23 protein-coding genes and 1 tRNA gene are annotated in these 23,611 nt (G+C 66.0%); 3 read left to right on the plus strand and 21 right to left on the minus strand.

Going from position 1 to position 23,611, the window contains the following annotated elements; all coding sequences use genetic code 11:
* From VFP86_16130 to VFP86_16140, 3 genes are all read left to right on the plus strand, one after another.
* On the plus strand, positions 1 to 2,172 hold a 2,172-nt coding region (locus tag VFP86_16130), incomplete at its 5' end, for a LuxR C-terminal-related transcriptional regulator (protein ID HET9001167.1).
* 260 nt (positions 2,173 to 2,432) lie between these two features.
* Positions 2,433 to 3,479 carry a substrate-binding domain-containing protein gene (locus VFP86_16135; GenBank protein ID HET9001168.1) on the plus strand — a complete coding sequence of 349 codons (1,047 nt, stop codon included), beginning with the start codon at positions 2,433 to 2,435 and terminating at the stop codon, positions 3,477 to 3,479.
* A 105-nt stretch (positions 3,480 to 3,584) separates the two neighbouring features.
* Positions 3,585 to 3,851 carry a hypothetical protein gene (locus tag VFP86_16140; protein HET9001169.1) on the plus strand — a complete coding sequence of 89 codons (267 nt, stop codon included), beginning with the start codon at positions 3,585 to 3,587 and terminating at the stop codon, positions 3,849 to 3,851.
* On the opposite strand, the gene VFP86_16145 is transcribed toward VFP86_16140, so the two are convergent.
* The 21 genes from VFP86_16145 to VFP86_16245 form a co-directional block, all read right to left on the minus strand.
* Positions 3,830 to 3,915 (minus strand) — tRNA-Leu (locus VFP86_16145). The genes VFP86_16140 and VFP86_16145 overlap by 22 nt on opposite strands.
* Positions 3,916 to 4,004: 89 nt before the next feature.
* Positions 4,005 to 4,991 (minus strand): nicotinate phosphoribosyltransferase, encoded by a 987-nt coding sequence (locus VFP86_16150; GenBank protein HET9001170.1) that lies wholly within the window; start codon positions 4,989 to 4,991, stop codon positions 4,005 to 4,007.
* Positions 4,992 to 5,051: 60 nt separating this feature from the next.
* On the minus strand, positions 5,052 to 5,291 hold the full coding sequence (gene secG, locus VFP86_16155) for a preprotein translocase subunit SecG (protein ID HET9001171.1): 240 nt from the start codon (positions 5,289 to 5,291) through the stop codon (positions 5,052 to 5,054).
* Between the two features lie 75 nt (positions 5,292 to 5,366).
* Complete coding sequence (tpiA, locus tag VFP86_16160) at positions 5,367 to 6,134, minus strand: triose-phosphate isomerase (protein ID HET9001172.1); 768 nt, start codon at positions 6,132 to 6,134, stop codon at positions 5,367 to 5,369.
* A 2-nt stretch (positions 6,135 to 6,136) separates the two neighbouring features.
* A complete protein-coding gene (locus VFP86_16165; GenBank protein HET9001173.1) occupies positions 6,137 to 7,318 on the minus strand; it encodes a phosphoglycerate kinase in 1,182 nt (393 codons plus the stop codon).
* A complete protein-coding gene (gene gap / locus VFP86_16170; GenBank protein ID HET9001174.1) occupies positions 7,315 to 8,319 on the minus strand; it encodes a type I glyceraldehyde-3-phosphate dehydrogenase in 1,005 nt (334 codons plus the stop codon). The genes VFP86_16165 and gap overlap by 4 nt, the downstream gene beginning before the upstream one ends.
* Positions 8,320 to 8,408: 89 nt before the next feature.
* The gene (locus VFP86_16175; protein ID HET9001175.1) at positions 8,409 to 9,296 is read right to left on the minus strand and encodes a Clp1/GlmU family protein; all 888 of its coding nucleotides are present in this window, start codon (positions 9,294 to 9,296) and stop codon (positions 8,409 to 8,411) included.
* Positions 9,297 to 9,342: 46 nt separating this feature from the next.
* Positions 9,343 to 9,990 (minus strand): V-type ATP synthase subunit D, encoded by a 648-nt coding sequence (locus tag VFP86_16180; GenBank protein ID HET9001176.1) that lies wholly within the window; start codon positions 9,988 to 9,990, stop codon positions 9,343 to 9,345.
* A 47-nt stretch (positions 9,991 to 10,037) separates the two neighbouring features.
* Entirely contained in the window at positions 10,038 to 11,459 is a 1,422-nt protein-coding gene (locus VFP86_16185) for a V-type ATP synthase subunit B (GenBank protein HET9001177.1), read from the minus strand.
* Positions 11,460 to 11,472: 13 nt separating this feature from the next.
* A complete protein-coding gene (locus VFP86_16190) occupies positions 11,473 to 13,278 on the minus strand; it encodes a V-type ATP synthase subunit A (protein HET9001178.1) in 1,806 nt (601 codons plus the stop codon).
* Between the two features lie 36 nt (positions 13,279 to 13,314).
* Complete coding sequence (locus tag VFP86_16195) at positions 13,315 to 13,632, minus strand: V-type ATP synthase subunit F (GenBank protein HET9001179.1); 318 nt, start codon at positions 13,630 to 13,632, stop codon at positions 13,315 to 13,317.
* Positions 13,625 to 14,650 (minus strand): V-type ATPase subunit, encoded by a 1,026-nt coding sequence (locus tag VFP86_16200; GenBank protein ID HET9001180.1) that lies wholly within the window; start codon positions 14,648 to 14,650, stop codon positions 13,625 to 13,627. Before VFP86_16200 ends, VFP86_16195 begins: the two co-directional genes overlap by 8 nt.
* A gap of 34 nt (positions 14,651 to 14,684) precedes the next feature.
* Positions 14,685 to 15,269 carry a V-type ATP synthase subunit E gene (locus VFP86_16205; GenBank protein ID HET9001181.1) on the minus strand — a complete coding sequence of 195 codons (585 nt, stop codon included), beginning with the start codon at positions 15,267 to 15,269 and terminating at the stop codon, positions 14,685 to 14,687.
* Between the two features lie 5 nt (positions 15,270 to 15,274).
* Complete coding sequence (locus VFP86_16210) at positions 15,275 to 15,598, minus strand: V-type ATP synthase subunit K (protein ID HET9001182.1); 324 nt, start codon at positions 15,596 to 15,598, stop codon at positions 15,275 to 15,277.
* A 1-nt stretch (position 15,599) separates the two neighbouring features.
* Entirely contained in the window at positions 15,600 to 17,567 is a 1,968-nt protein-coding gene (locus VFP86_16215) for a hypothetical protein (GenBank protein ID HET9001183.1), read from the minus strand.
* Positions 17,564 to 17,914 (minus strand): V-type ATPase subunit subunit G family protein, encoded by a 351-nt coding sequence (locus VFP86_16220; GenBank protein HET9001184.1) that lies wholly within the window; start codon positions 17,912 to 17,914, stop codon positions 17,564 to 17,566. Before VFP86_16220 ends, VFP86_16215 begins: the two co-directional genes overlap by 4 nt.
* A gap of 168 nt (positions 17,915 to 18,082) precedes the next feature.
* Complete coding sequence (locus VFP86_16225; GenBank protein HET9001185.1) at positions 18,083 to 19,531, minus strand: NADH-quinone oxidoreductase subunit N; 1,449 nt, start codon at positions 19,529 to 19,531, stop codon at positions 18,083 to 18,085.
* The gene (locus tag VFP86_16230) at positions 19,528 to 21,036 is read right to left on the minus strand and encodes an NADH-quinone oxidoreductase subunit M (GenBank protein ID HET9001186.1); all 1,509 of its coding nucleotides are present in this window, start codon (positions 21,034 to 21,036) and stop codon (positions 19,528 to 19,530) included. Before VFP86_16230 ends, VFP86_16225 begins: the two co-directional genes overlap by 4 nt.
* The gene (gene nuoL / locus VFP86_16235; GenBank protein HET9001187.1) at positions 21,033 to 22,886 is read right to left on the minus strand and encodes an NADH-quinone oxidoreductase subunit L; all 1,854 of its coding nucleotides are present in this window, start codon (positions 22,884 to 22,886) and stop codon (positions 21,033 to 21,035) included. Before nuoL ends, VFP86_16230 begins: the two co-directional genes overlap by 4 nt.
* Positions 22,887 to 22,896: 10 nt before the next feature.
* Entirely contained in the window at positions 22,897 to 23,202 is a 306-nt protein-coding gene (gene nuoK / locus VFP86_16240) for an NADH-quinone oxidoreductase subunit NuoK (protein HET9001188.1), read from the minus strand.
* Positions 23,203 to 23,207: 5 nt separating this feature from the next.
* On the minus strand, positions 23,208 to 23,611 hold a 404-nt coding region (locus tag VFP86_16245; GenBank protein HET9001189.1), incomplete at its 5' end, for an NADH-quinone oxidoreductase subunit J.

Below are 23,611 nucleotides of genomic sequence, written 5' to 3' on the forward strand. Positions count from 1 at the left end.
GGAGTGTGGTTAGTCGATCTGGGCCCATTGTTCGATCCGACGCTCGTCCCGCGGACGGTTGCCGCGTCCCTCGCCCTGCCCGAGCAGCCAGAAAAACCGATCCTCGCGACGTTAAAGGGATATCTCCAAGTACGACGCCTCCTGCTGATCCTGGATAACTGCGAGCATCTGATCGGCGCAAGTGCCGAACTCGCTGAAGCGCTGCTCCAGGCCTGTCCGGACGTTCGGATCCTCGCCACCAGCCGCGAAACGCTTGGCATCGCAGGAGAATCCGTTTGGCGCGCGCCCTCGCTGTCCGCGCCTGGCTCCGGGGAATCGCCATCCATCGAGTACCTTCGGGAGTACGAGGCCGTGCAATTGTTTGAGGCGAGGGCGGCGGCTGTCTGCTCCGACTTTCGCGTCACCGCCGAGAACGCTGCGGCCGTGGCGCAGATCTGCCGCCGCCTGGACGGGATCCCGCTCGCGATCGAACTGGCCGCCGCGCGCATCAGGGTGCTCCCGGTCGAGCAGCTGGTCGCCAAACTGGACGACCGGTTCCGAGTGCTCACAGGCGGGAGCCGGACAGCGCTCCCCCGGCAGCAGACGCTTCGCGCGGCCATGGACTGGAGCTATGACCTGCTTCCAGAGCGGGAGCGATTGCTGCTGCGGCGACTCTCAGTGTTTGCGGGCGGCTGGACGCTGGAGGCCGCCGAGACGATCTGCGCGGGCGGGGGAATCGAGTCTCCGGATGTGCTCGATCTGCTCACAAAGCTCGTGGACAAGTCGCTCGTTGTGGTCCAGCCCCCGCGCGGAGAGGCCCGGTACCGCTTGCTCGAAACGGTTCGACAGTACGCCCGCGACTGGCTGGTGGAGTCAGAGGAGACGGCGGAGGTTCGCGGGCGGCATCGGGACTGGTTCCTGGCACTCGTCGAGCGCACCCACGAGGCAGGATACGAGCCCGTGTGGCATCCCCCCGGGGTACTCGAGCGGCTCGACCGCGACCACGAGAATCTCCGCGCAGCGCTGGGGTGGAGCGCCACCGAGAAGGCCGGCGCGGAACCGGGGCTGCGCCTCGCGGGCGCCCTCGCGCCGTTCTGGCACAACCGTGGGTACTATGCGGAGGGGCGGCGATGGCTGGAAGGTGCGCTCGTCCGGTGCCACGAGGCCTCGCCAGCTGCTCGGGCGCGGGCGCTCGGCGGTGCGTCGCTACTGGCATGGCGTCAGGCCGACTACGAGCCCGCCAGACAACTCGCGGAACGGCTGGTGGCGCTGGGGCGCGAGCAGGGGGACAAAGCTGCCACCACCCATGGGTTAATACGGCTCGGTCTGATCGTCGGGAGAGGGTACCAGGATTTCCCGCGAGCGACGGTGCTCTTCGAGGAAGCCCTGACGCTCGCGAGGGAGCTCGGCGATCGTAAACAGATCGCGCATATCCTCGCAAACCTCAGTGCGACGGCGCGCCATCAGGGTGACTACGACCGGGCCGCGGTGTTTGCCGAGGAGAGCCTTACCGAGGTCAGGGCGTTTTCGAGCTCTGGAGGGGTTGGCTATGTGCTCCGCCACCTCGGGCACATCCGTCTCGCGCAAGGGTATCTCGAGCGAGCGGCCAAACTGTACGCCGAGAGCCTGCGTTCCGATGCGGTGCCTTCCTTCGTCGTCATTGAGTGTCTGGAGGGATTGGCCGGCGTGGCCGGTGGACGCGGGCAGCACCAGCGGGCGGCGCGCCTGTTTGGCGCCGCGGACGCGGTGCGCGAGGCGATTGGGTTTCCCCGTCGCCCACCCGACAATGACCACCACGAGCGCGCCGTGGCATCGGTGCGCTCGGCGTTCGGCGATGCGGCCTTCGAGACGGCCGTCGTCCAAGGCCGGTCCATGGGGCTGGATGATGCCGTCGCGTATGCCCTGACCGATCCCGGCGTGGAGCGGCGCGAGCGCGCGGGCGGCGAGCCGGGGACCGCGGCAAAAGACCAGGGGCCACTGACCGCGAGAGAGTGCGAGGTCGCGGCGCTCATTGCGCGCGGGCTCACCAACCGGGAGATCGCCTCCACGCTATTCATCTCCGAGCGCACGGCTGACGCCCACGTCCGACATATCCTGGACAAGTTAGGGTTCGGTTCTCGGACTCAGATCGCGGCGTGGGCGGTCGAGCACGGGCTGCCTGCCCCGTCTTCCGCCGGACGAGACCCCGCGTAGGTACCTCCGCCCCGTCTGCCTAGGCACCTCCCCCTGCTCGCGAGGTGAAAAGATTGGTACCACAATCGGTCCTTCTCTCGATGGCCGGGGCTCAGGACTCCGGTATCTTGAAGCCGTACGGAACACGATGCCGGTAGAAGGAGGCTCGAGATGTCCGACCACTGCGCGCTCGAGAAGCTAGTCTACTGGGATGCAATTCGTGAAGCTCAACCCGATCGCGCGCTGAGGGCGTCGCCCACCCCCCCAAGGGAGAAGATGCGATGAAACTTCCACGCAGACAACTTCTCCATCTGGCAGCGGGCGCCGCGACGCTCGCTGTGGCGCCACGCAGTGCGACAGCAGAACAGGGGCAGGCGGCACAGATACCGTCTGAGCCGCTCGTGTGGCCCATCGTGACGAAAGCGCCACCGGAAGTGCCCAAGTTCGCGGGCCATGCCAACACGGTTCCCGACATTGTCGGCCGCCTCGGTGCGCCGGCCAGTCTCGTCATCTTCACCGAAGGCAATCACCTGATGGTATTGCTCGGCGACGATATCGTCGGCGTATTCCCGACATGGGCCAAGTCGCGGCCACAATACGCCGATCTGAATCTAGACAACGTAGTGGTCGTGACCCTGCCCCAGCCCCTTCTCGTACGGATGATACGTACTGGAGGAATCGCGCTAGGCAACCTCACGCTCGACGTCAGCCGTAAATCTGGTTTCTACCCCGATATCGTCATGGGTTACCCCGGCCCCTTGCGACAGTTGCATGAGCTCCGAGTGATCGAGTCGCGTGTGCGTTTCTTTTCAAGGAATCGCGGCCCTGCGCTGCTTGTCCGCAAAGGCAATCCACTCGGGATTCATAGCCTCACCGATGTGGCACGCACCGGTGCACGGCTCGCGCTACCGGAACCGTCAGATCTCCGTACTAGGTACCGCGCTATGATCGACGAGTTGATCGGAAAACCCGCAGCCGATGCCTTCTTCGCCGCGGAGGCGCCGGACTTTCCAGGTCGCCTAGGCATTATGCATCGCGATATTCCCGAGATGGTCGCCCGCAGTTATGCGGATGTCGCCCTCACATGGTATCACCTCATTTCCTATTGGACGCGGATATTCCCAAACCGCTTCGCGTTGGTACCCATTTCGGGCGCGGAGCGGTTTTTTGTAGAGATCGCCTTTGGCCGCGTAATCGATCCGCTGCGCCCCCGTGCTCTCGAGGCTTTCGACGAGTTCTTCTTTAGCCGGGCAAAAGATGTTTATCCCCGCTACGATTTTGCACGGATGAACGACAGGGAGTACGGGACACCTATGGTGCTCGAGTGACATTTTTGCCAAGGGGACCAAGAACGGAGCTGGTCAGCAATCTATCAGAAAACCGTGATTTTCCCTGGTGGGCGAGGCAGGGGTTGGGGAAGCCGAGCAGCAGGTATGGCGGAGCTAGAGGCTGCGCTCGCCGAGCCAAAGCGACGGAAGGTCGTCTATCTCCCTGGCGTCGTCGAAGCGTGTCTGCGCGACCTGAAGGGGACCGTTGACACCGATCCAGACTATGCCCGCGGTTTGCTTGCCAAGCTCGTCGGCGACATCACGCTGCGGAGAAAGGGAGACCACCTGTGGGCAGAGACGAGGGGAAACTTGGCTGGGATCGTTGAGCTCGCGGCCGAGGTGGTTAATGGTGGTGCCGGGAGGGGGATTTGAACCCCCACGGGTTACCCCACACGCCCCTCAAACGTGCGCGTCTGCCAGATTCCGCCATCCCGGCACGTGACACCTGCCGACCAAACGGGGCCGGTCACATGCTTTACGTGCGCCCCCATTATACGAACCGCCGGAGAACAGTGTCAACGTAACTCAGCGGTGGAGCCGAGGCGTCGGTGTCCGGCCGGGCGTGCGGCCGCGCTTGGCGAGGGGCCGTCCGTTGACCTCCCGAAGATCCATCGTCATATCGATCGGCCGCGCGGCACTGACGTGGCTCCCCACGCCAAACGCATCAGCCCCGGCTTCCGCCAACGCGGCGATGCGCTCCGGAGTCAGCCCGCCAGAAACGAAGATCTGAATGTTTGGGTGACCGGCTAGCGTGAGGCGGGCCCGGACCTCTCGAACGAGGTCGGGGGTGACGCTGCCCCTTTCGCGCGGGGTATCCAACCTGATCGCCGAAAGATCGGGGCCGAGCGCCTCGGCGACGCGTAGGGCCTCGACCGCCTCGTCGGTGAAGGTGTCGACGAGCACAAGGCGGGGAACGCGGGCCGGCATCCGTTCGTGATAGGCAACCGCGGCCCGTACCGTGTCACCGACGATCAGCACGAAGGCGTGCGGCATGGTGCCGACGGGCTCCTGCCCCGCCAGCTTGGCGCCCAGGATGCAGGCGGCTCCGCGCATCCCCCCGAGAATCGCCGCACGTTCCATCACCGGTGCGACGGCGGGGTGGACGTGGCGGGCGCCGAAGACGTAGGCCGGCTTCTCGCCGGCCGCCGTCACCACTTCCCGCGCCGCGGTGGCCCACCCGCTGGGCTGCGCGAGCATGCCCAGCAGGACCGTCTCATACATGCCGAAGCGCGCGTAGGGGCCCTCGATCCGCATGATCACTTCCCGAGCGGCGAACGACTCTCCCTCGGAGAGGCTCTCGATCTTGACTCCGTTGTCGCGGAGAAGATAGCGGACCTCGTCTACTCCGACGCAGATTCCGTCGAGGCTGGGGAAGATCTCGGCGACGACCGGGACGTCCGCCAGTCCGAGGGATCGGAGGATCTCGAGCGTCCGTACAAAGTAGATATCGCTGGTATGGCCGGCCAGAATCTCATCGTGGGACGCGCTGTGGAGCCGGTTCTTCGCGTCCACGGAAAGCCGGCCGACGTCCTCGGTGGAGGACAGCGGGCGAACGTCGCGGGTCACAGAATGTTAGTGAATGGGGTTGGCGTAGTGAGTCAGGATCAAATACAACGAAGTCGCTCCGAAGAGAATGGCGAGCGCGGAGGTGACCCGAAGCAGCAGCGTCTCCCTTGGCTTGGGACCATGAAACAGCCTGGCCCCGCCGCCGCCGATCGAGCCCAACCCCTCGCCTTTTGGCCCCTGGAGCACGATCACTCCGACCACGGCCACGGCCACAATAAAATGAAGAATCAGCACAGCCGTCGACACCGAGACACCTCCGTCGTTCCGCCCCCATACAGTACCATGCCCCCGGAACTGGCACAAGGTTGCTGAGGCCGGACGCTAGGTGACGGGCTTCCCTGCCGCCTGGGCAATGGCCGCGAAGGCCAGGGCGTCCAGGCTGGCTCCTCCCACCAGCGCGCCGTCGATCTCCGGTTGGCCGGTGAACTCCTCGATGTTCTCGGGCTTTACGCTTCCCCCGTAAAGGATCCGGACCTCTGATGCCGCGCCGGCGCTCCCCGCTGCGGCCAGCGTGCTCCGGATGATGCCGGCGACCCGATTCGCCTCCGTTCCGGTGGCGGTGCGGCCGGTGCCGATCGCCCAGACCGGCTCGTAGGCGACGACCAGTCGACGGAGGCGGTCATGCGCGTGCTCGCGGACCGCGACGGAGACCTGCCGTGTGATGACCGCGTCGGCCCTCCCCGCCTCACGCTCCTCGAGCCGTTCCCCAACGCACACGATCGGGATCAACTCATGCTCGAACGCGGCACGCACTTTCCGACCGACGGTCTCGTCGGTCTCACCGAAGTACTGGCGGCGCTCCGAATGGCCGAGGATCACGTACCGACACCCGACATCCACCAGCATCGGTGCGCTGATCTCGCCGGTGTACGCCCCCTTTGATTCCCAGTGCATCGTCTGGCCACCCAGGCCCCAGCGCGTGCCGATCAGGGCTTGGCCGACAGCGGACAGCGCCGTGGCCGGAGGACAGATCACAACCTCCACGCCCGAGAGCGCCCTCAGGGCCGCCTTCACCTCGTCGACGAGGCGAAGCGCCTCCGCGATCGTCAGGTGCATCTTCCAGTTGCCGGCGATGAGAGGAGTCCGCATGGTTACGCAGCGTCCTGGAGCGCAGCCACGCCCGGCAGGATCTTCCCCTCCATGAATTCCAAGGTCGCCCCCCCACCGGTGCTGACGTGGGTCATCTTGGCGGCGAGCCCAAACTGCTCGACGGCGGACGCCGTATCGCCGCCCCCCACGATCGATTCGGCGCAGGACTCCGCCACGGCGCTCGCGATCGCCCGCGTGCCGCCGGCGAACGGGGCCAACTCGAAGACCCCCATCGGACCGTTCCATACGATGGTTCCCGCAGCCGTGATCGGCGCGCCGAACGTGGCTTCTGTCCGTGGCCCAATGTCGAGCCCCATCCATCCGTCGGGGATCTCCCGCGCCTCCACCACCCGCACAGGGGCGTCGGCGGCCACTCGCTGCGCCGCCACCACGTCGAGGGGAAGTATCAGACGAACACCCCTGCGCTCCGCGTCGGCCAGCAGCTCGCGGGCTAGGTCGAGCTTATCGTCCTCGCACAGCGACGCTCCGACCCGGCCGCCCGCGGCCCGGAGGAACGTGTAGCACATCCCACCGCCGATCAGCATCGTTTGCGCGAGCCGGAGGAGATTGCGGATGACCCCGATCTTGTCTTCCACCTTCTTCCCGCCGAGGATCACGACCAACGGCTTCGTCGGTGCCTCGAGGACTTTTCCGAGAAACGTGAGTTCGCGCTCCATCAGGAGCCCCGCGACGGCGGGGAGGAGTTTCGCCACCCCCACGGTGCTGGCGTGGGCGCGGTGGGCTGTCCCGAAGGCATCGTTCACATAGATCTGGGCGTTCTGGGCGAGGGCGCGGGCAAAGGCTCCATCGTTGGCCTCTTCCTCCTTGTGAAACCGCAGGTTCTCGAGGAGCACGACATCCCCCGGCTGCATCGTGCGGGCCGCGGCGTCGACCTCGGGACCGACACAATCATCGAGCTTACGAACCGGCCGCCCAAGCAGCTCCCCCAGCCGTTGGGCCACGGGGTCCAGCCGCAGCGATGGATCCGGTCCCCTGGGACGGCCGAGGTGCGACGCCAGGATCACAGCCGCCCCGTGGTCGCGAAGGTACGTGATCGTGGGGAGCGCCGCGCTGATGCGGTGATCGTCGGAGATCCGGCCTTCTTCGAGCGGGACGTTGAAGTCGACCCGGACGAAGACCCGGCGGCCGGAGACATCGATATCCCGGACGGTCTTCTTTCTCACAACCCGCGACTGACCATGTAGGCGGCGAGGTCGGCGACCCGGCATGAGTAGCCCCACTCGTTGTCGTACCAGGAGAGGACCTTGGCCGCGTCCCCCACGACCATCGTCGACAGCGCGTCGATGATCCCGCTGTGCGGATCGCCCTTATAGTCCATAGAGACGAGCGGTTCCTCCGAGTACCCGAGGTAGCCCTTGAGCTCCTCCTCGGATGCCCGCTTGTAGGCCCGGTTGATCTCCTCTGCGGCCGCCGGCTTCTCGAGGGTCACCGTGAGGTCGACCACCGACACCGTGGGCGTGGGGACGCGCAGCGCCAGCCCGTTCAGCCGCCCCTTGAGTTCCGGGAGGACCAGAAAGATGGCTTTTGCGGCGCCGGTGGTAGTGGGAATAATATTGAGCGCCGCCGCGCGGGCGCGACGCAAGTCGGAATGCACCACGTCGAGGAGGACCTGGTCGTTGGTGTAGGAGTGCACCGTGTTCATGAACCCCGCCTTGATCCCGAAGGTTCGGCTGAGGACCATCGCGGTCACGGACAGACAGTTGGTCGTACACGATCCGTTGCTGATGACGCGGTGTTTTGCAGGATCGTAGGCCGTGTGGTTCACGCCCATGTTCACCGTGACATCCTCGTTCGTGGCGGGCGCGCTGATCACGACGCGCTTGGCGCCTCCGTCGAGATGTCCGGCCGCCTTCTTGGCGTCCGTGAATCGCCCGGTCGACTCGATCACGAGCTCCACTCCGTGATCCCGCCAGGGGAGCTTCGCCGGGTCGCGCTCGGAGAGGACGGTGATGGGGTGCTTGGAAATCACGATCTTCCCGTCTTGCGCCTCTACCGTCCCCGGAAATTGTCCGTAGGTGCTGTCGTGCTTGAATAGGTGCGCGTTTGTCCGAACGTCGGTCAGATCGTTGACCGCGACCACCTCGAGGGATGGATGTCGCTCAAGGATCGCGCGAAGCACCTGCCGGCCGATCCGGCCAAACCCGTTGATCCCGATCCGCGCCATGGCTGGCCTCCCTGTACCCTGAATGGTTGTTTGTCCACCGCATGCCGGGCGGTTCCCTTCCATGGGGGTCGGCTGATTCCTTTGCCCACTCACGCAAGGCGCCCCACCTCGATGCCGGAAGGCGCGACCCTGAGCACGCCCCACTGCAGAACGCTGACGCCGACGACGGACTGCAGCGGCGCCATCACGGTGACCGTCTGCAGAGCGGGCGCCGTCTCGACGACCGTCCCGAGCGCGCGGAGCCAGCCGTCCCGATCGGCCAGCCCCACGAGCAGGTGCCGGAGCGCCCAGGCAGGGATGACCGTCAGCATCCCCGCCTGTGGGACCTCCCGGCCCTCATAGACGGGCAGCCGATCCGCCAAGAGCCGCCCCAGCGGCAGTGTGTGGGGACGTGCGCGCAAAAAATACTGGTGGAACCGCCTGACACGCGCGGCCCGCCGGACCTCACGGGACCGGCGGCGGACGCGGGAAGAGGGTCGCAGGCGGTGGACGGCGATGCGGCGCGGGAGCCGCTCAAGAATCGGCTCCACCTCGCCCTGGCGTTGGATCGCCACCACGTGCTGCGGATCGATTCGCCGGAGCTTGCGGGTTTTCGCTGCAACGGCGGCGGCGCCCTCAATCCACCCCGTGGTATCCATCACGATGACCTCAGCCTGTCGAGCCCGAGCCTGCTCGATCGACCGGATCGCGCCCTCAATCAGATACGGATACACATCGCGCGGAGACGTGTCCCCGACAAAAAACGCGGCGAGTGCGTCCCACTCCCGCATCCGCCTCGCGGGCCGCCGCGGCATCGAGAGGCCCACGGTGGTCGGGGGGCCGATATCGGATTGACCGATATCCGTATCCACGACCGCGGTGCGCCGCTTGGCCAGGATGACCGCGCTCGCAATCGCGGTCGCCGTGGTCGTCTTTCCCACGTCCACGGCGCCAAGCATCGCGACGACGCCGGGGGCGTCCAGAATGGCCTCGAGCATGCACGTCCACGCGTCCACGGGACCGCGCGGGAAACCGCCGCAGGCCCTATCCGGCTCCGCCCGCCTTCGCCTCCAGCTTCTTCTTGATCCGCTTCAGGCGAAAGACATCCTCGCGCGCTCGCTGCTCCAGCACGTCCCGAATGTAGCGAATCTCCCCGCGGATGCGCGGGATCACGACCTGTTCGAGCGCGTTGACGCGCCTCGTCGTCTTCTTGATCTCTTCGCCGATCTTGCGGAGCGTGACCTCGGTGCTGGCCACCTCGAGAATGACGCCGACGACCTCCTCGAAATGATCCGCGCTCTCCACGGTGCGGGCGGTCACGGCCACCGGATCCTGACCCCGGCCGAGGATCGACCGGTGAACCTCCTCGGTCGTGGTGATCGTCGGAATGCGGGTCCCCCAGATGTTCTTGGTCTCGATCTCTACCTCGAGGCGGCGCGAGTCCGCGAGGGCCGCGGCTTCGAGCACCTCCCGTCCCTCCACCGCCTTGGCCAGGCTGAGCAGGGTGTACGCCTCCTCGGCCGACTTGGTCAACCGCTCACGCGCAGCCAGCGCGCGCCGCACGATGTTGAAGAAGTCGGCCACGAGGGCGTCTCGCTTCCGCTTCAACAAATCCACGCCCTGCTGGGCCAGCTTCACCTGATTCTGGCGCAGCAACAGATTCATCCGGGTTGGGCTGATCGTTTCAGCCATGCCCGCCGCCCTCCGATCTCGGTGCCGTTCGCGTCATCGGGACTCCGTTACACGGGGACTTCGCCGGGCCGGAATATCTTCTCCACCTGCTCGCCGAAGTAGTACTTGTCCACGTGGTCGCGGCTGATCCGCGTCAGCGCGGTCTTCGGGAACGTCGATAGCAGTTTCCAGCCCAGGGTCAGGGAGTCTTCGATCGACCGATCGGCGGAGCCCTGGGCGATAAACTCTTTCTCAAACGTGTCCGCGAACCGGAGATAGAGACGGTCGTTCTCGGTCAGCGCCTCCTCGCCGATGATCGCGACGAGGCGCCGGAGATCGAGGCCCTGGGCGTAGGCCGAGTAGAGCTGGTCGGCCACCTGGCGGTGATCCACGCGGGTCCGACCCTTGCCGATTCCGTTGTTCATCAGGCGGGACAGGCTCGGCAGCGGGTTGATGGGCGGGTAGACGCCCTGCCGATGCAACGGCCGGCTCAGCACCAGCTGACCTTCGGTGATGTAGCCTGTGAGGTCCGCGATGGGGTGGGTGATGTCATCGTCCGGCATCGTGAGGATCGGGAACTGGGTGATCGTCCCTTTCTTTCCCTTGATGCGGCCGGCCCGCTCGTAGATACTCGCAAAGTCCGTGTACATGTAGCCGGGGTACCCGCGGCGGCCCGGGATCTCTTCGCGGGCCGCGCCGATCTCGCGGAGGGCCTCCGCATAATTCGTCATATCGGTCAGGATGACGAGGACCTGCATATCCAGCTCGTAGGCGAGATACTCGGCGACGGTCAATGCGGCGCGCGGCGTCATGAGCCGCTCGATCGTGGGATCATCGGCCAGGTTCATGAAAACGACGCTCCGGGCCAGGGCGCCCGTGCTCTCGAATTCATGGATGAAAAAGGCGGCCTCGCGCTGGGTGATCCCCATGGCGCCGAATACGACCGAGAACTGCTCGGCCTCACCGAGCACCTTGGCCTGACGGGCGATCTGGGCGGCGATCTCGTTCGCCGGCAATCCCGCCCCGGAGAAGATCGGCAGCTTCTGCCCCCGCACGAGCGTGTTCATGACGTCGATGGTGGAGATCCCGGTCTGGATGAACTCCGCGGGCTTCTCCCGCGCGACGGGGTTGATCGGCGCGCCCAGGATCGGCAGCCGCTTCTCCGGGATGATCGGCGGGAGACCATCGATGGGGTCGCCCAACCCGTTGAACCGCCGGCCGATCATTTCCCGACTGACCCCGATGCGGGCGACGTCCTCGCGCAGGCTCAGCGAGGTCTTGGCCAGATCCATCCCCCGGGTCTCCTCGAACACCTGGATCACCGCGTTGCGCTCGGAGACCTCGATCACCTGCCCGCCTCGAACGCTCCCGTCCTGCACATGTATCTCCACGATGGCGCCGTAGGCGAGATCCCGCGCCCCCTCGACAAACAGCAGCGGGCCGGAGATGTAATTGATGCTCGTGTAGCGCTTGGTGGATAGCTGCGTCACCCTGTTCCCTCCTCTAGGCCCGCGGCCGGCTTCCCTTTCCATCCGGGGATAGCCCGATAGGCGCCTCACCCTTGGCCTTCTCGCCGAACGCCGCCGGCAGGCCCTTCAGAAACTCGTCGATATGGGCGCGGAACTTGTCGTTCGGGACCTCCTTGAATCGGGCGATCTGCTCGTTTTGGGGGAGGTTGAGCATCTCGTCGATGGTCATCCCTCGGTCGAGCGCCGCCCCTGCGGCTTCGTTGAATGCGCGAATCCCGCGAACCATCCAGTAGGCTTTCTCGAGGGAGCTGGACGCGTCGACCTCGCTGAAGGCGCTCTGCTGGAGGAAGTACTCGCGTATCATCTTCCCGGTCTCGATGATCAGTCGCTCTTGATCCTGGAGCGCGTCGGGGCCGACCAGCTGCACGACCTCCTGGAGGCTGGCCTCGCGCGACAGAATCGCGCTGAGCCAGCCGCGTTGGTCGGTGAAGTCCTCGGCAACGTTCTGTCCATACCAGGAGTTGAGCAAGGCCTCGTAGAGACTGTAGGACCGGTTCCAGTTGATGGCGGGGAAGTGCCGGCGGTAGGCCAGCTGCGCGTCGAGGGACCAGAACGTCCCCACGATCCGTAGCGTGCTCTGCGTGACCGGCTCGGACAGGTCGCCGCCGGGCGGGCTCACCGCGCCGACGACGGTCACCGCCCCGACCCGATCGTCTTTGCCCAGCACGACCGCCCGACCCGCCCGCTCGTAGAACGCGGATAGCCGGCTCGCCAGGTACGGAGGATAGCCTTCTTCCGCAGGCATCTCCTCGAGCCGTGACGAGATTTCCCGGAGCGCCTCGGCCCACCGGCTCGTCGAGTCGGCCATCAGCGCGACCCGATAGCCCATGTCGCGGAAATACTCCGCCATCGTGACACCGGTGTAGATGCTGGCCTCGCGGGCGGCCACCGGCATGTTCGAGGTGTTGGCCACGAGGATGGTGCGCTCCATCAGGGGGCGTCCGTTCCGCGGATCTTCCAGTTCAGGGAACTCGGTCAGCACGTCGGTCATCTCGTTGCCGCGCTCGCCGCAGCCGACGTACACAATGATGTCGGCGTTCGACCACTTGGAAAGCGTCTGTTGCACGACGGTCTTGCCGCTGCCGAACGGCCCGGGCACCGCCGCCGTGCCCCCCATCGCGACGGGGAAGAGCACATCCAGAATCCGCTGCCCCGTCACGAACAGCTCGGTGGGATCGAGTTTCCGCTTGGCCGGGCGCGGGACCCGCACCGGCCACGTCTGCATCATGCGCAGCTCGCGACCACCGCGGAGGCGCCCGATCACGTCGGTCACCGTGAACTCGCCCGCGTTGATGTCCGCGACCTCATCCTCGGCGGCGTCCGGGGGGACCATGATCCGGTGCGCGTACGAGTACTCCTGGACTTCCCCGAGGATATCCCCCGGTCCGACCCGGTCGCCCTTCTTGACCTTGGGGACAAACGTCCACCGCCTGGTGCGGTCGAGCGAGCTCACGATCACGCCGCGGGAGATGAAGTCCCCCTGCGCCTCGCGGATCTTGTCGAGCGGCCGTTGGATGCCATCGTAGATACTGCTGAGCATCCCCGGGCCAAGCTCGAGGGCGAGGGGCGCGTCCGTCGACTCAACCGCCTCCCCGATGTACAACCCGGAGGTGTCTTCGTAGACTTGGACGAAGGCCGTCTCGCCGTCGAGGCGGATGATCTCGCCGATCAACTTCTCCTTCCCGACGCGGACGATATCGTACATTCGCGCGCCGCTCAGACCCTCCGCGATCACCGCCGGGCCCGAGATCCGCGTAATCGCTCCCGTGGTCCCTGCCATCGTGTCGTCCTCTCTCGAGCCGAGTGGCTCCGTAGGTTATTTCAGCTTCACGGCGAAGCCGATGTGCTCCTTCACCAATCGGGCGATGTAGGCCTCGCCGCTCTCGAGGTGTGCGCGCGCCGGCGGGAGGGGGACCACGACCGGCAGGTCGCGCCCGCGCAGCAGCCGCGCCCGCGCGTCGTCGGTGCCCGCAAGCAGGTCCTCGCTCACGATCAACAACCCGTATCCCGCGGCGGCGTACTCGCGGATCATCCCGAGCGCCTCCTGGGGCGTGCCCGCCTCCCGGACTTCCATCCCCGCGAGCCGGAACCCGGTGGCGGTTTCGTTGTCGGTGATCACGGCGACCTTATACACCCACCAGCTCCTGTCGGGTAAGATCTGCAGACAATCCCAACAGCTTTGCATGGGCGATCACGCGCAGGTTGCTCACTTCGGCAGCCTTGCGTGTGAGATACCCGATGACAACGTCGACCGCGAGCGGGTCTCCAAGGGACAGTTGAGCGGCCATCCGCTGCGACGCCCGGTCAATCGCCCGCTCCATCTCCACGAGGTTGTCCGTTCCCGGGAGCTCAGCGCCAAACAACCGGACGGAGGCGATGTCGGCCAGGCTCGACTGCGGATCGGCGAGGGTGAGAAATCGGTCCGCGGACAGGGCCCCACCCAGGATGAAGAATCGCTCCCGTTCCTCGCGGGACAGCTCCTTCATCCGCCGGAGTTTCAGCGCAGTCTTTACATTCGTGGCGGTGATCTCGGCCCCGAGGAGCCGGCGGAAGGTTGCCCCACCCGCCCCCTCCCCATCCGCAATCCTGAGGCCATACTGGGCATAGGCCCGATCCAGCGCCATCTCGATATCGAGCAGGCTCCCGCTCCGCTGCGCCGCGTCGACCCCCTCGCGCAACGCCCGCCCGAGTGGATGCATCCACGTCACCAGCGTGTCGGCGATCGCCCTGAGGTCCGGCTGGGCCAGCAGCTCGCGTATCTTGACCTCGCTCAGCACCCCGCCCGGATAGACCGTGGCCAGGATCTCTTCCTCAGTCTTGCCGGTGTGCCGGCCTCGGACAATTGCCCGAAGATTCTGAAGATCGTAGCGCAGCAGGATGACCTCGATCTGCCGGCGGGGAGGCCCGTCGGCGAAACTCAAGATCCGGCGGGTGGTATGGTAGAAGTTTTGGGCGAGAGCCTCATCGACCGCCCGCGCCCCGGTGAAGCGGGTGAGCGCTTCCTGCAGCTCCATATTGTATGGCGTGTCCGACAGACCCTGGATGAACGCGTCGAGGTCGGGCGCCTGAAGAAGTTCCTCCACGCGGCTTTGGGGCAGGAGACGAGATTTCATCACTTTGACGCGCGCGTTGATATACGGAAAGTCCCCCATCGTGCTTACCGGCCCGGCTCGCAGGCCGTCCGCCTCATGCCCCCCAGAGAATCTCGGCGACGCGCGAGACCAGGGCGGCTCGAGTGCGGCCGAGCCTGCTCACGATCGTGTTTTCCACCGCGATCCGGTGGTCCTCGGTGGTGAGGCGGACGCCTCCGCTCACGTCGGGGTTCGCTCGAATCTCCAAGGGGAGTTGGAGCGCTCGGCACACTTCCGTCGCCGCCTCCGTATCTCCCGGGGCCACCTCCAACGTCGCCCCCTGCGTCGCGATTCCCTGAACCGCCTCGCTGAGGAAGTGCCGCAGCATCGCCCGCCGGCGAGCCGGATCTTCGCTCGTCCGCTTGAGCTCCGCGGTGGCCCGCTCAAACACCTGCTGAATCGCCTTATCTTTGGCGTCGAGCATGAGCGCCGCGGCGCGAAGGCTCGCCGCGCTTGCGGCCCGGGTGCGAGCCTGTGTCCGCTCGCTCTCCAACCGCCGGCGGGTCGAGGTTACGATCTCCTCCGCGTCCTTGCGGGCGGTGGCAAGGATCTCCTCGGCCCCCTTGCGCGCGTCGCCCAGGACCTTGTCCTTTTCGACGCGGGCTTCCTGCTCGAGCAGTTGGATCAGCTCAGAGCCCATCGCGGTCAGATCTTCCCATATAGGAAGAAGGCGATCACGAACCCGAAGATCACGAGCGTTTCCGGGATCACAAGGAGCACCAGCATGATGCCGAACATCTCCGGGCGCTCCGCGACGACCCCGGCGGCTGCGCCGCCGATCCTCGACTGCGCGATCCCTGTGCCAACGGCTCCGAACCCGATCGCGATGCCGGCGCCCACACCCAACAGCCCCGCACCGATGCCGGCACCGCCGGCCTTCCCCAGCTCCTGTGCCGCCGCCATCGCCGCAAACGACGCCACGTACAGCGCCATTAAGATTAGAACCAAGACCGCCCCCCGTCGTTTCACCCTATCCACCTCCGGTCCGTTGGAATGGCCGGTACGGATGCCCGGTATCCTGATAGTACTTGAACTTAGAGAAGAACTCGACCCAATGCAGTCGGGCGGGCTGCAGGATGTGCCCGATAATGCTGAGCCCGAAGAACATCACGTGGGCCACGGCGCCGACGAAGATACCGAGGATGATCTTGGAGAAGGTGCCGGTGTACCCTCCGCCCAACGTGTTCGCCACAATCGCCAAGGCCAGGGACGCCATGCCGACGGCGAAGATTCGCGCGTAGGAAATAATCGCCCCGAAGGTCGAGATGGATTCCATCACCCACATCAGGCTCCCCAGCGTGTACGAGAAGATCAGCGAGAGAAGGAACACCACCGCGGCTCCCAGCATGACCGGGCTGAAGAAGCTGGAAGGCAGCACATGCACCTGCGTGGCGAGCCACAGGAAGATGCTCCCCCCGCCGCTGGCGAGGGCCACGGCCTCGAGCAACTCTTTGCGCTCGCCGTGCCGCACGGCCTTCGCCATTTGCAAGAAGAGGCCGAGGTACACCTGCGCCAGGCCGAACCCGATGGAGATGTAGAGGTAGATGGTGATGAGGTTCAACCGGTCGAAATAGGGGTGGAATCCGGGGATGAACCGCTCCGGGAGATTGCCGAAAAACTCGCCGAAGATGATGCCGAAGAGAAAGGTGTAGGCGGTGATCCAGGTGAGCACAGCGACCACCGACCACAGCACGGCGGGGCTCAGGGTGAATCCAAAGTCCAACCCGGCAATCCTGGCTCGCCAGGGGCGGCCCGCCACGGCCTTCGCGCGCAGCCAGAGGGTGATCCCCAACAGGAACAGTCCGTAGCCCACATCGCCGGTGATGAGGCCGACCCACAGCGGCATCCCGATCGCGAAGAAGATCGTCGGGTCAAACGTCCCGTACTTTGGCGGATCGAAGATGGCGAGAAACAGCTCGAAGGGCCTCAGCCACCTAGGGTTGTGGAGGAGCACGGGCACGGCCTCGGCATGATGCACCGGCGCCGGTTCATCGTAGACCATGACGTCCCGCGCAAACCCGCGGCGCAGGGCTTCACGAATCGCGAACACCTGCCGCGAGGGCGCCCACCCGTACATGATGAAGGCGTACTGGGACTGGGGCAGCTGCGCCATGAGATCGTAGCGATGCCCCGCATCACGCGCGACGGTCGCAATCGCCCCGACCTCGGCCCGATGGCGCTGGCTCAGCTGCATCAGCTGGGTACGAAGGCGCTCGATCTCCCCAGGAAGCGCCCGAGCGCGGGCCTGCAGGTGGGGCACGGCCTGTCCAAGCGGTAGTGCACGCACGCTTGCCGGCAGCCTGAGTTCGCTCGCGCCTGCGCGCGTGAGGGCTCCTCGAACCGCCTCCGCATCCTGCCGGGCGAAGGCCACGACCGCGCCGACACGGTGGTCGTCCACCGGGCGGCTGACCAGCTCCACCCGACCGCCGGTCGCTTTCACCAACTCCGCGCGCAGCCCTTCGAGGGCATCGGGGGATTTTGCATCCATGACAAACCCGAGGGCCTCAACGCTCTTGCTCGCCTCCAACAGGGCCAAGAGCGGCGTCAGGACTTCCAGGGCCCGCCCGTACGCACGAAGGAGCTCCTGCTCCTCCTCCGCTTCCAGCAGACGGCGGGTCAGGTCTTGTGCCTCGGCTTCGACGGGCGCGAGCCTGGCGTGAAGCGCCTCTGGCGGCTGGTGTGCGAACGCCTCCGTCTCCAATGGCGGGGCCTCGATGACGGGCAGGAGCGCCAGGAGGCCTTCCGCCCGAGTCCGCACGCCGTCGAGCGCCGCACGGGCGGCCTGATCTTCCTGGGTCAGCTCTCGAGGCCGGATCGCATCATTGGCCGGCCGCACGTGATCGATGTGCAGGGCGCCCAGCCGTTGAACCGCATCGACGACCGCCCGCTGCAGCCGCCGAGGGCCGAGCACGGTCATCCGGCTCATGGGAACGATCACGTACTCTCCCCCAGGACCTCGCGCACCACGAGAGCGACGGCCTCGCCCATTCGCTCCTCTGCCCGCTTTCGGACCGCCTCGGCGTCCCCGCGCGCCCGCGCGAGCACCTCTTCGGTGACCCTCTGAGCCTCAGCCGCCGCCGCTTTGGAAGCCTCAGCCGCCTCTTGTTGGGCCTGCTCGCGGGCCCGGGCCCGGATGCCATCGGCCTCCCGCTGGGCGTCTTCCAACGAGCGCGCCGCTTCTTGCCGCGCCCGCGTCAGCTCCTCTTGCAGTTTTTGTTCTCTTTGAGCGATTTCCCGGAGGATCTTGTCGCCCGATGAGGCGGTCGAGGCTTCGTGCTGAGCCATCACTTCTCCCGTGGGCAAAAAAATATCGCCCGCTTCCCGGACTTGTCCCCGCAGGCGCACAGCCCGCGGACGTTCGGGCAGCAAGCCCGGATCATGTTAACAGACGACGTCTTTTACTGTCAAGGGTAACGACCCGAAGGGCACGCGCTCGAACGCTCGATCCGGTGATCAAAATCGCCCGATGATGGAGGCCGCGTTCACCACACGGATAAAGGGCTGCGGGAAGATCCCGATCACGATCGTCCCAAGGGCGGTGACGGCGAGGAGTGCGCGGGCCACCCCCCGCTCGTGCAGCACGGGCGCCCCCTCGGGCGCGGGCATGAGGTACATGGCGCGGATCACGCCGACGTAGTAAAAGAGCGAGACCACGCTGTTGAGAATCCCCACGATCGCCAGCCACAAGAGCCCGCTGTTGATCGCGGCGCCGAAGAGGAGGAACTTTCCGAAGAAGAGCGCGGTCGGCGGGATCCCGGTCAGGGACAGCATGAACACCGCCATGGCGAATGCCGAGAGCGGGGCGCGCCGCGAGAGGCCGGCGTAGTCGGGGATCGCGTCGGACCCCAGCCCGCGGCCGACGATCGTCGCGACGCTGAAGGCGCCGATGTTGGTGAAGGTATAGGACAGCAGGTAAAACAGGAGCGCCCCCACGCCGGACCCCACCAGCGTGGGGCTGGCCGCGACCGCCACCACTCCAATCAACATATACCCGGCGTGCGCGATGGAGCTGTAGGCAAGCATCCGCTTGATGTTCTGCTGGGAAAGGGCGACGAGGTTGCCCAGCGTCATCGAGATCGCGGCGAGGCCGGCGAGGATCGTCACCCATCCCTGCGGAGGCACGGCCACGTACAGCACTCGGAGCAGAGCCGCCAGCGCCGCGGCTTTGCTCCCGACCGAGAGGAAGGCGGCGATCGGGGTGGGCGCGCCTTCGTACACGTCGGGCGTCCACTGGTGGAAGGGGACGAGCGAGATCTTGAATCCAAACCCCGCCAGCATGAGCATCACGGCCAGCCCCAGGAACCCCGGGGACAGGAACGCGACGTGTTGCATCAGGTGATAGAGGTTCGTGGTGCCGGAAACGCCATAGAGAAAGGTGAACCCGTACAGCATCGCCGCCGACGCCGCCGCGCCGTAGAAGAAGTACTTGACCCCCGCCTCGTTGCTTTTGCGGTCGCCTTTGAGTGAGCCGGCGAGCACGTAGGAGACGAGGGAGAGAAACTCGAACGCGAGGAAGAGCAGGATGAGATCCACCGCGGCGGACAGCAGCACCAGGCTGAGCACCATGAACACCACGAGGCTGTACACTTCCCCTTCGTAGTGCGTGGATTGGCCGCGGTAGAACTCCATGGCGGCCAGGAGCACGAGGATGCCGCTGGTGATCGCAACCAGCTTGAAGAACGCGGCGAACGGGTCGACGGCGTACGTCTCCGCGAATACCAACCTCGATGGCCCGGAGAGCAGCGCGGCCGACGGGAAGAGGGCGATGGCCAATCCGATCACGCCGACCCACGCGACGATGCGCTTGCTGCCCGGATCGGTCAGCAGGTCGATCATGACCAGCACGAGGGCCAGCACGCCGAGGAGCAGTTCTGGGGTGATCGCCCGCAGGTCGGCCGTCATCGGATCGACCCGAGGATGGCAACCATAGCCAGGTTGATCGCATCGACGAGGGGGCGGGGATACACTCCGAACACGACCATCAGCGCCGCGAGCGGGACGAGCGCCCACCGCTCCCGGATGTCCATGTCGGGAAGCGCCGCCCATCGGCTATTGAGCGGGCCCATGAAGATCCGGTAGATCGTCCAGAGGAAAAACGCCACGGTCACCACCACACCCGCCAGGGCGAGCACCGTGAGCGCCGGGTAGATCTGGAAGGACCCCAGAAAGATCAAGAACTCCGCGACGAACCCCATCAGCGCGGGGAGGCCGAGGGAGGCCAACATCGCCAGCATCGTGATCCCCGTGTAGACCGGCAATCGGGCCCCCAACCCTCCGAAGTCGTTGACTCCGCGGGTGTGTGCGCGGTAGTCGTAAATCACGCCCACGAGGAAAAACAGGGCGCCCGTGATCACGCCGTGCGCCAGCATCTGCACCGTGGCGCCGTTGAGCGCGGTCACGGCCGCCCCGGCAAGCGCCGGCCGGCCGGCCGCCGCCGCCGCGGCGGCGACCCCGAGCATCACGTACCCCATGTGGTTGACGCTGGAATAGGCGACGAGCTTCTTGAGATCGGTTTGAGCCATGGCCACCACCGCGCCGTACACCGCCCCGATCACGGCGAGCACGGCGACGATGTAGGCCAGGTGGGCGAACGCCTGCGGGAGGAGCGGCAGCAGGATGCGCACGAAGCCGTAGGTCCCGAGCTTCAGCAGCACCGCGGCCAGCAGGACGCTCCCCGCGGTCGGGGCCTCGACGTGAGCGTCCGGCAGCCAGGTGTGGAACGGAAACATCGGCACCTTGATCGCGAAACTCAGGAAAAATCCCCAAAACGCCACAAGCGCCAACGGCAGGTTGCGCGCGAGCGGCTGCTGCTGGACCAACGCCAGGATATCGAAGGTCCGCGGCGTCGCATTGAAGTACACGATCAGGATGGCGAGCAGCATCGCGAGCGAGCCGATCAGCGTGTACAGGAAGAACTTGATCGCCGCGTAGATCCGGCGCGTCCCCCCCCAGATGCCGATGATGAAGTACATCGGCACGAGACTGACCTCCCAGAAGACATAGAAGAGAAAGAAGTCGAGTGCCAGGAACACCCCCACCATCCCCGTCTCGAGGAGGAGGAACAGGGCCATGTACTCCCGGAGCCGGACCTCGACGCGCCACGAGTAGACGACGCAGAGGAGCGTGAGCAGCGTCGTCAGCACGACGAGCGGCAGACTGAGCCCGTCGGCGCCCAGGTGGTAGGTGATGCCGATCGATGGGATCCACGGCCGGAGTTCGACAAACTGCATCGTGCCCGCGTGCGCCCGGTCGAAGGCGAGGGCCGCTCCGACAGAGACGCCGAACGTCAGGAGCGACGTCGCGAGCGTCACCAACCGGATCGTCTCGATCCGGTCCCGCGGGACGAACAGGAGGACAATCACGCCGAGGACGGGCAGCCAGAGGATGAGGCTGAGCACCGCGCTCATCGCACGAACCTCACCAGCACAATCACCACGACGCTGAGGAAGATCAACAGCAGGTAGTTCTCCTCCCGCCCCGTCTGCAGATATCGCAGGAACAGCCCCATCTGGCCGGCGATCCACCCGGCCGCGTTGACGAGGCCGTCCACGACGTACCGGTCGAAGGCGCCCGCGGCCCACACCACAACCCCTCCGGCTTTGAGGAACACCCATCCGTAGAGATCGTCGATGTAGTACTTGTGGACGAGCAGGGTATAGAGCGAACGCAGCTGCGTGCGGAGCACGGTGGATGGGACGATTCGCCAGCGGTAGATCGCGCCGGCCGCCGCCCAACCGGCGACGGCCACCACCACCGAGAGCAGGAGCAACCCGGAATTCGACGCGGGCGCTTCCACGCCCTCAAAATGCACCAGCCGCTCGAAGGGATGCTCCAGGAACCCCAGGACGACGGTGCACGCGGCCAGGATCACGAGGGGGACGGTCATCACCGCGGGGCTCTCGTGGAGATGCGCGGACGCAGCATGGCCGCCGGCGCCCGGTCCGCCCCTGAACGACCCGGCGAACGTGTACCAGAGCAACCGCCCCATGTACAGCGACGTGATGAAGGCCCCGATCGTGCCGATACCCCACAGGAGTTTATCTTGCGAGTACGCAGCGAGCAGAATGGCGTCCTTGCTGAAGAACCCCGAAAACGGCGGGATCCCCGTGAGCGCCAGCGTCGCGACGAGAAACGTCCAGAACGTCACGGGCATGGCCCGGGCGAGGCCGCCCATCTCCTTCATGTTATTGGTGGCGACGGCGTGGATCACGCTCCCGGCCCCCAAGAAGAGCAGGGCCTTGAAGAACGCGTGGGTCATCAGGTGGAACATCCCGGCAGTGTAGCCCAGCACCCCGAGCCCCATGATCATGTAGCCGAGCTGGCTCATCGTCGAGTAGGCCAGCACGCGCTTGATGTCATCCTCGACCACGCCCATCGTCGCCGCAACCAGCGCCGTGAGCCCACCGATGTAGGCGACGACCCACAGCGCCTGATGCCCCGTCGACAAGAGGAACAGGGGATAGGTCCGCGCCACGAGGTAGACGCCGGCGGCCACCATCGTCGCCGCGTGGATCAAGGCGCTGACGGGCGTCGGGCCTTCCATCGCGTCGGGGAGCCACACGTGCAGGGGGATCTGCGCAGACTTACCCACCGCCCCGCCGAACACCAGGATCGCGGCGACCGTGAGCGCGGGACCGCTGATCTGCCCGGCCTCGATCCCCTTGAAGACGTCGGCGAAGGCGAGCGTCCCGGTGTACAGAAACAGGATCAGGATGCCGATCATGAACGAGAAATCGCCGACCCGGGTCGTGATGAAGGCTTTCACCGCCGCGCGGGCGGCCGTGGGGCGTTCGAACCAGAACCCGATCAGGAGGTAGGAACACAGCCCCACCAGCTCCCATCCCGCGTAGATGAACAGGAAGTTGTCGGCCAGGACCAAGAACAGCATCGAGCACTGAAAGAGCGAGAGGTAGGCGAAAAACCGCGCAAACCGGGGATCCCCGTGCATGTACCCCACGGAATAGATCGTGATCAGGGAGGCCACGATCCCGACCATCGCGAGCATCACCGCGGAAAGCGGATCCACGACGAACCCGACGGTAAGGGGCTTCGAGCCGAGGACCACCCACTGGTAGGTGAGGTCGGCGCGGGCCCCGCCCAGCACCTCGAGGAGGACCTTGATCCCGGCCACGCCCGCGAGCACGATCCCGGCGATGCTGACGAACGCGCCCCGGCCCGGGAGGCGGTCCCCCCACAGGACGAGCGCGACGAAAGCCGCGAGCGGGAGCAGCGGAATGATCCAGACGACCTGGGTCATCTCGGCCGGCTCACCATTTCATCAGGTTGATCTCGTCCACATCGATCGTCTCGACGCTCCGGTACACGGCCAGCATCAGCGCGAGCCCGACCGCGGCCTCGCACGCGGCGAGGGTGATCACGACCAGCGCGAAGATCTGCCCCTGCATCGCGGCGGGCGCCGTGTATTTATTGAAGGCGACCAGGTTGATGTTGGCGGCGTTGAGCATCAATTCGATGCCCATCAGGATCGCCACGCCGTTCCGCCGGGTCAGCACGGCGTAGACGCCCAGGGCGAAGACCAGCGCGCTCAGGACCAGATAATGGGTCAGCGTGATCACGCCTACTCCTCTTTCCGGGCGATGATGATCGCGCCGATCAGCGACACCAGGAGCACCACCGACGTCCCTTCGAAGACGAGCACGTTGGGCCCGAGGAAACTCTCCCCGATCGCGCCCGGAGTGTAGGCAGGCAGGGTCCCGCTCCCCCGGCCCCATGCGGTGTGGGTGACCCCGATCGCCAGCATCGCGGCGAGGGCCGCGGCGACCGCGAAGCCGATCGGTCCCTGCTCGTTCCGCTCGGGGATCCGCACTCCGGTCCCGCCCACCGTCAACATGATCACGAACAGGATCAGCACGGTGATCGCGCCCGCGTAGATCAGTACCTGGATCCCGGCGACGAACTCGGCGTTCAAAAGGATGTAGAGCCCGGTCACACCGAGAAAGACCGGGATGAGCGCCACCGCGC

The organism is bacterium, assembly GCA_035703895.1.
GTDB lineage: Bacteria > Sysuimicrobiota > Sysuimicrobiia > Sysuimicrobiales > Segetimicrobiaceae > Segetimicrobium.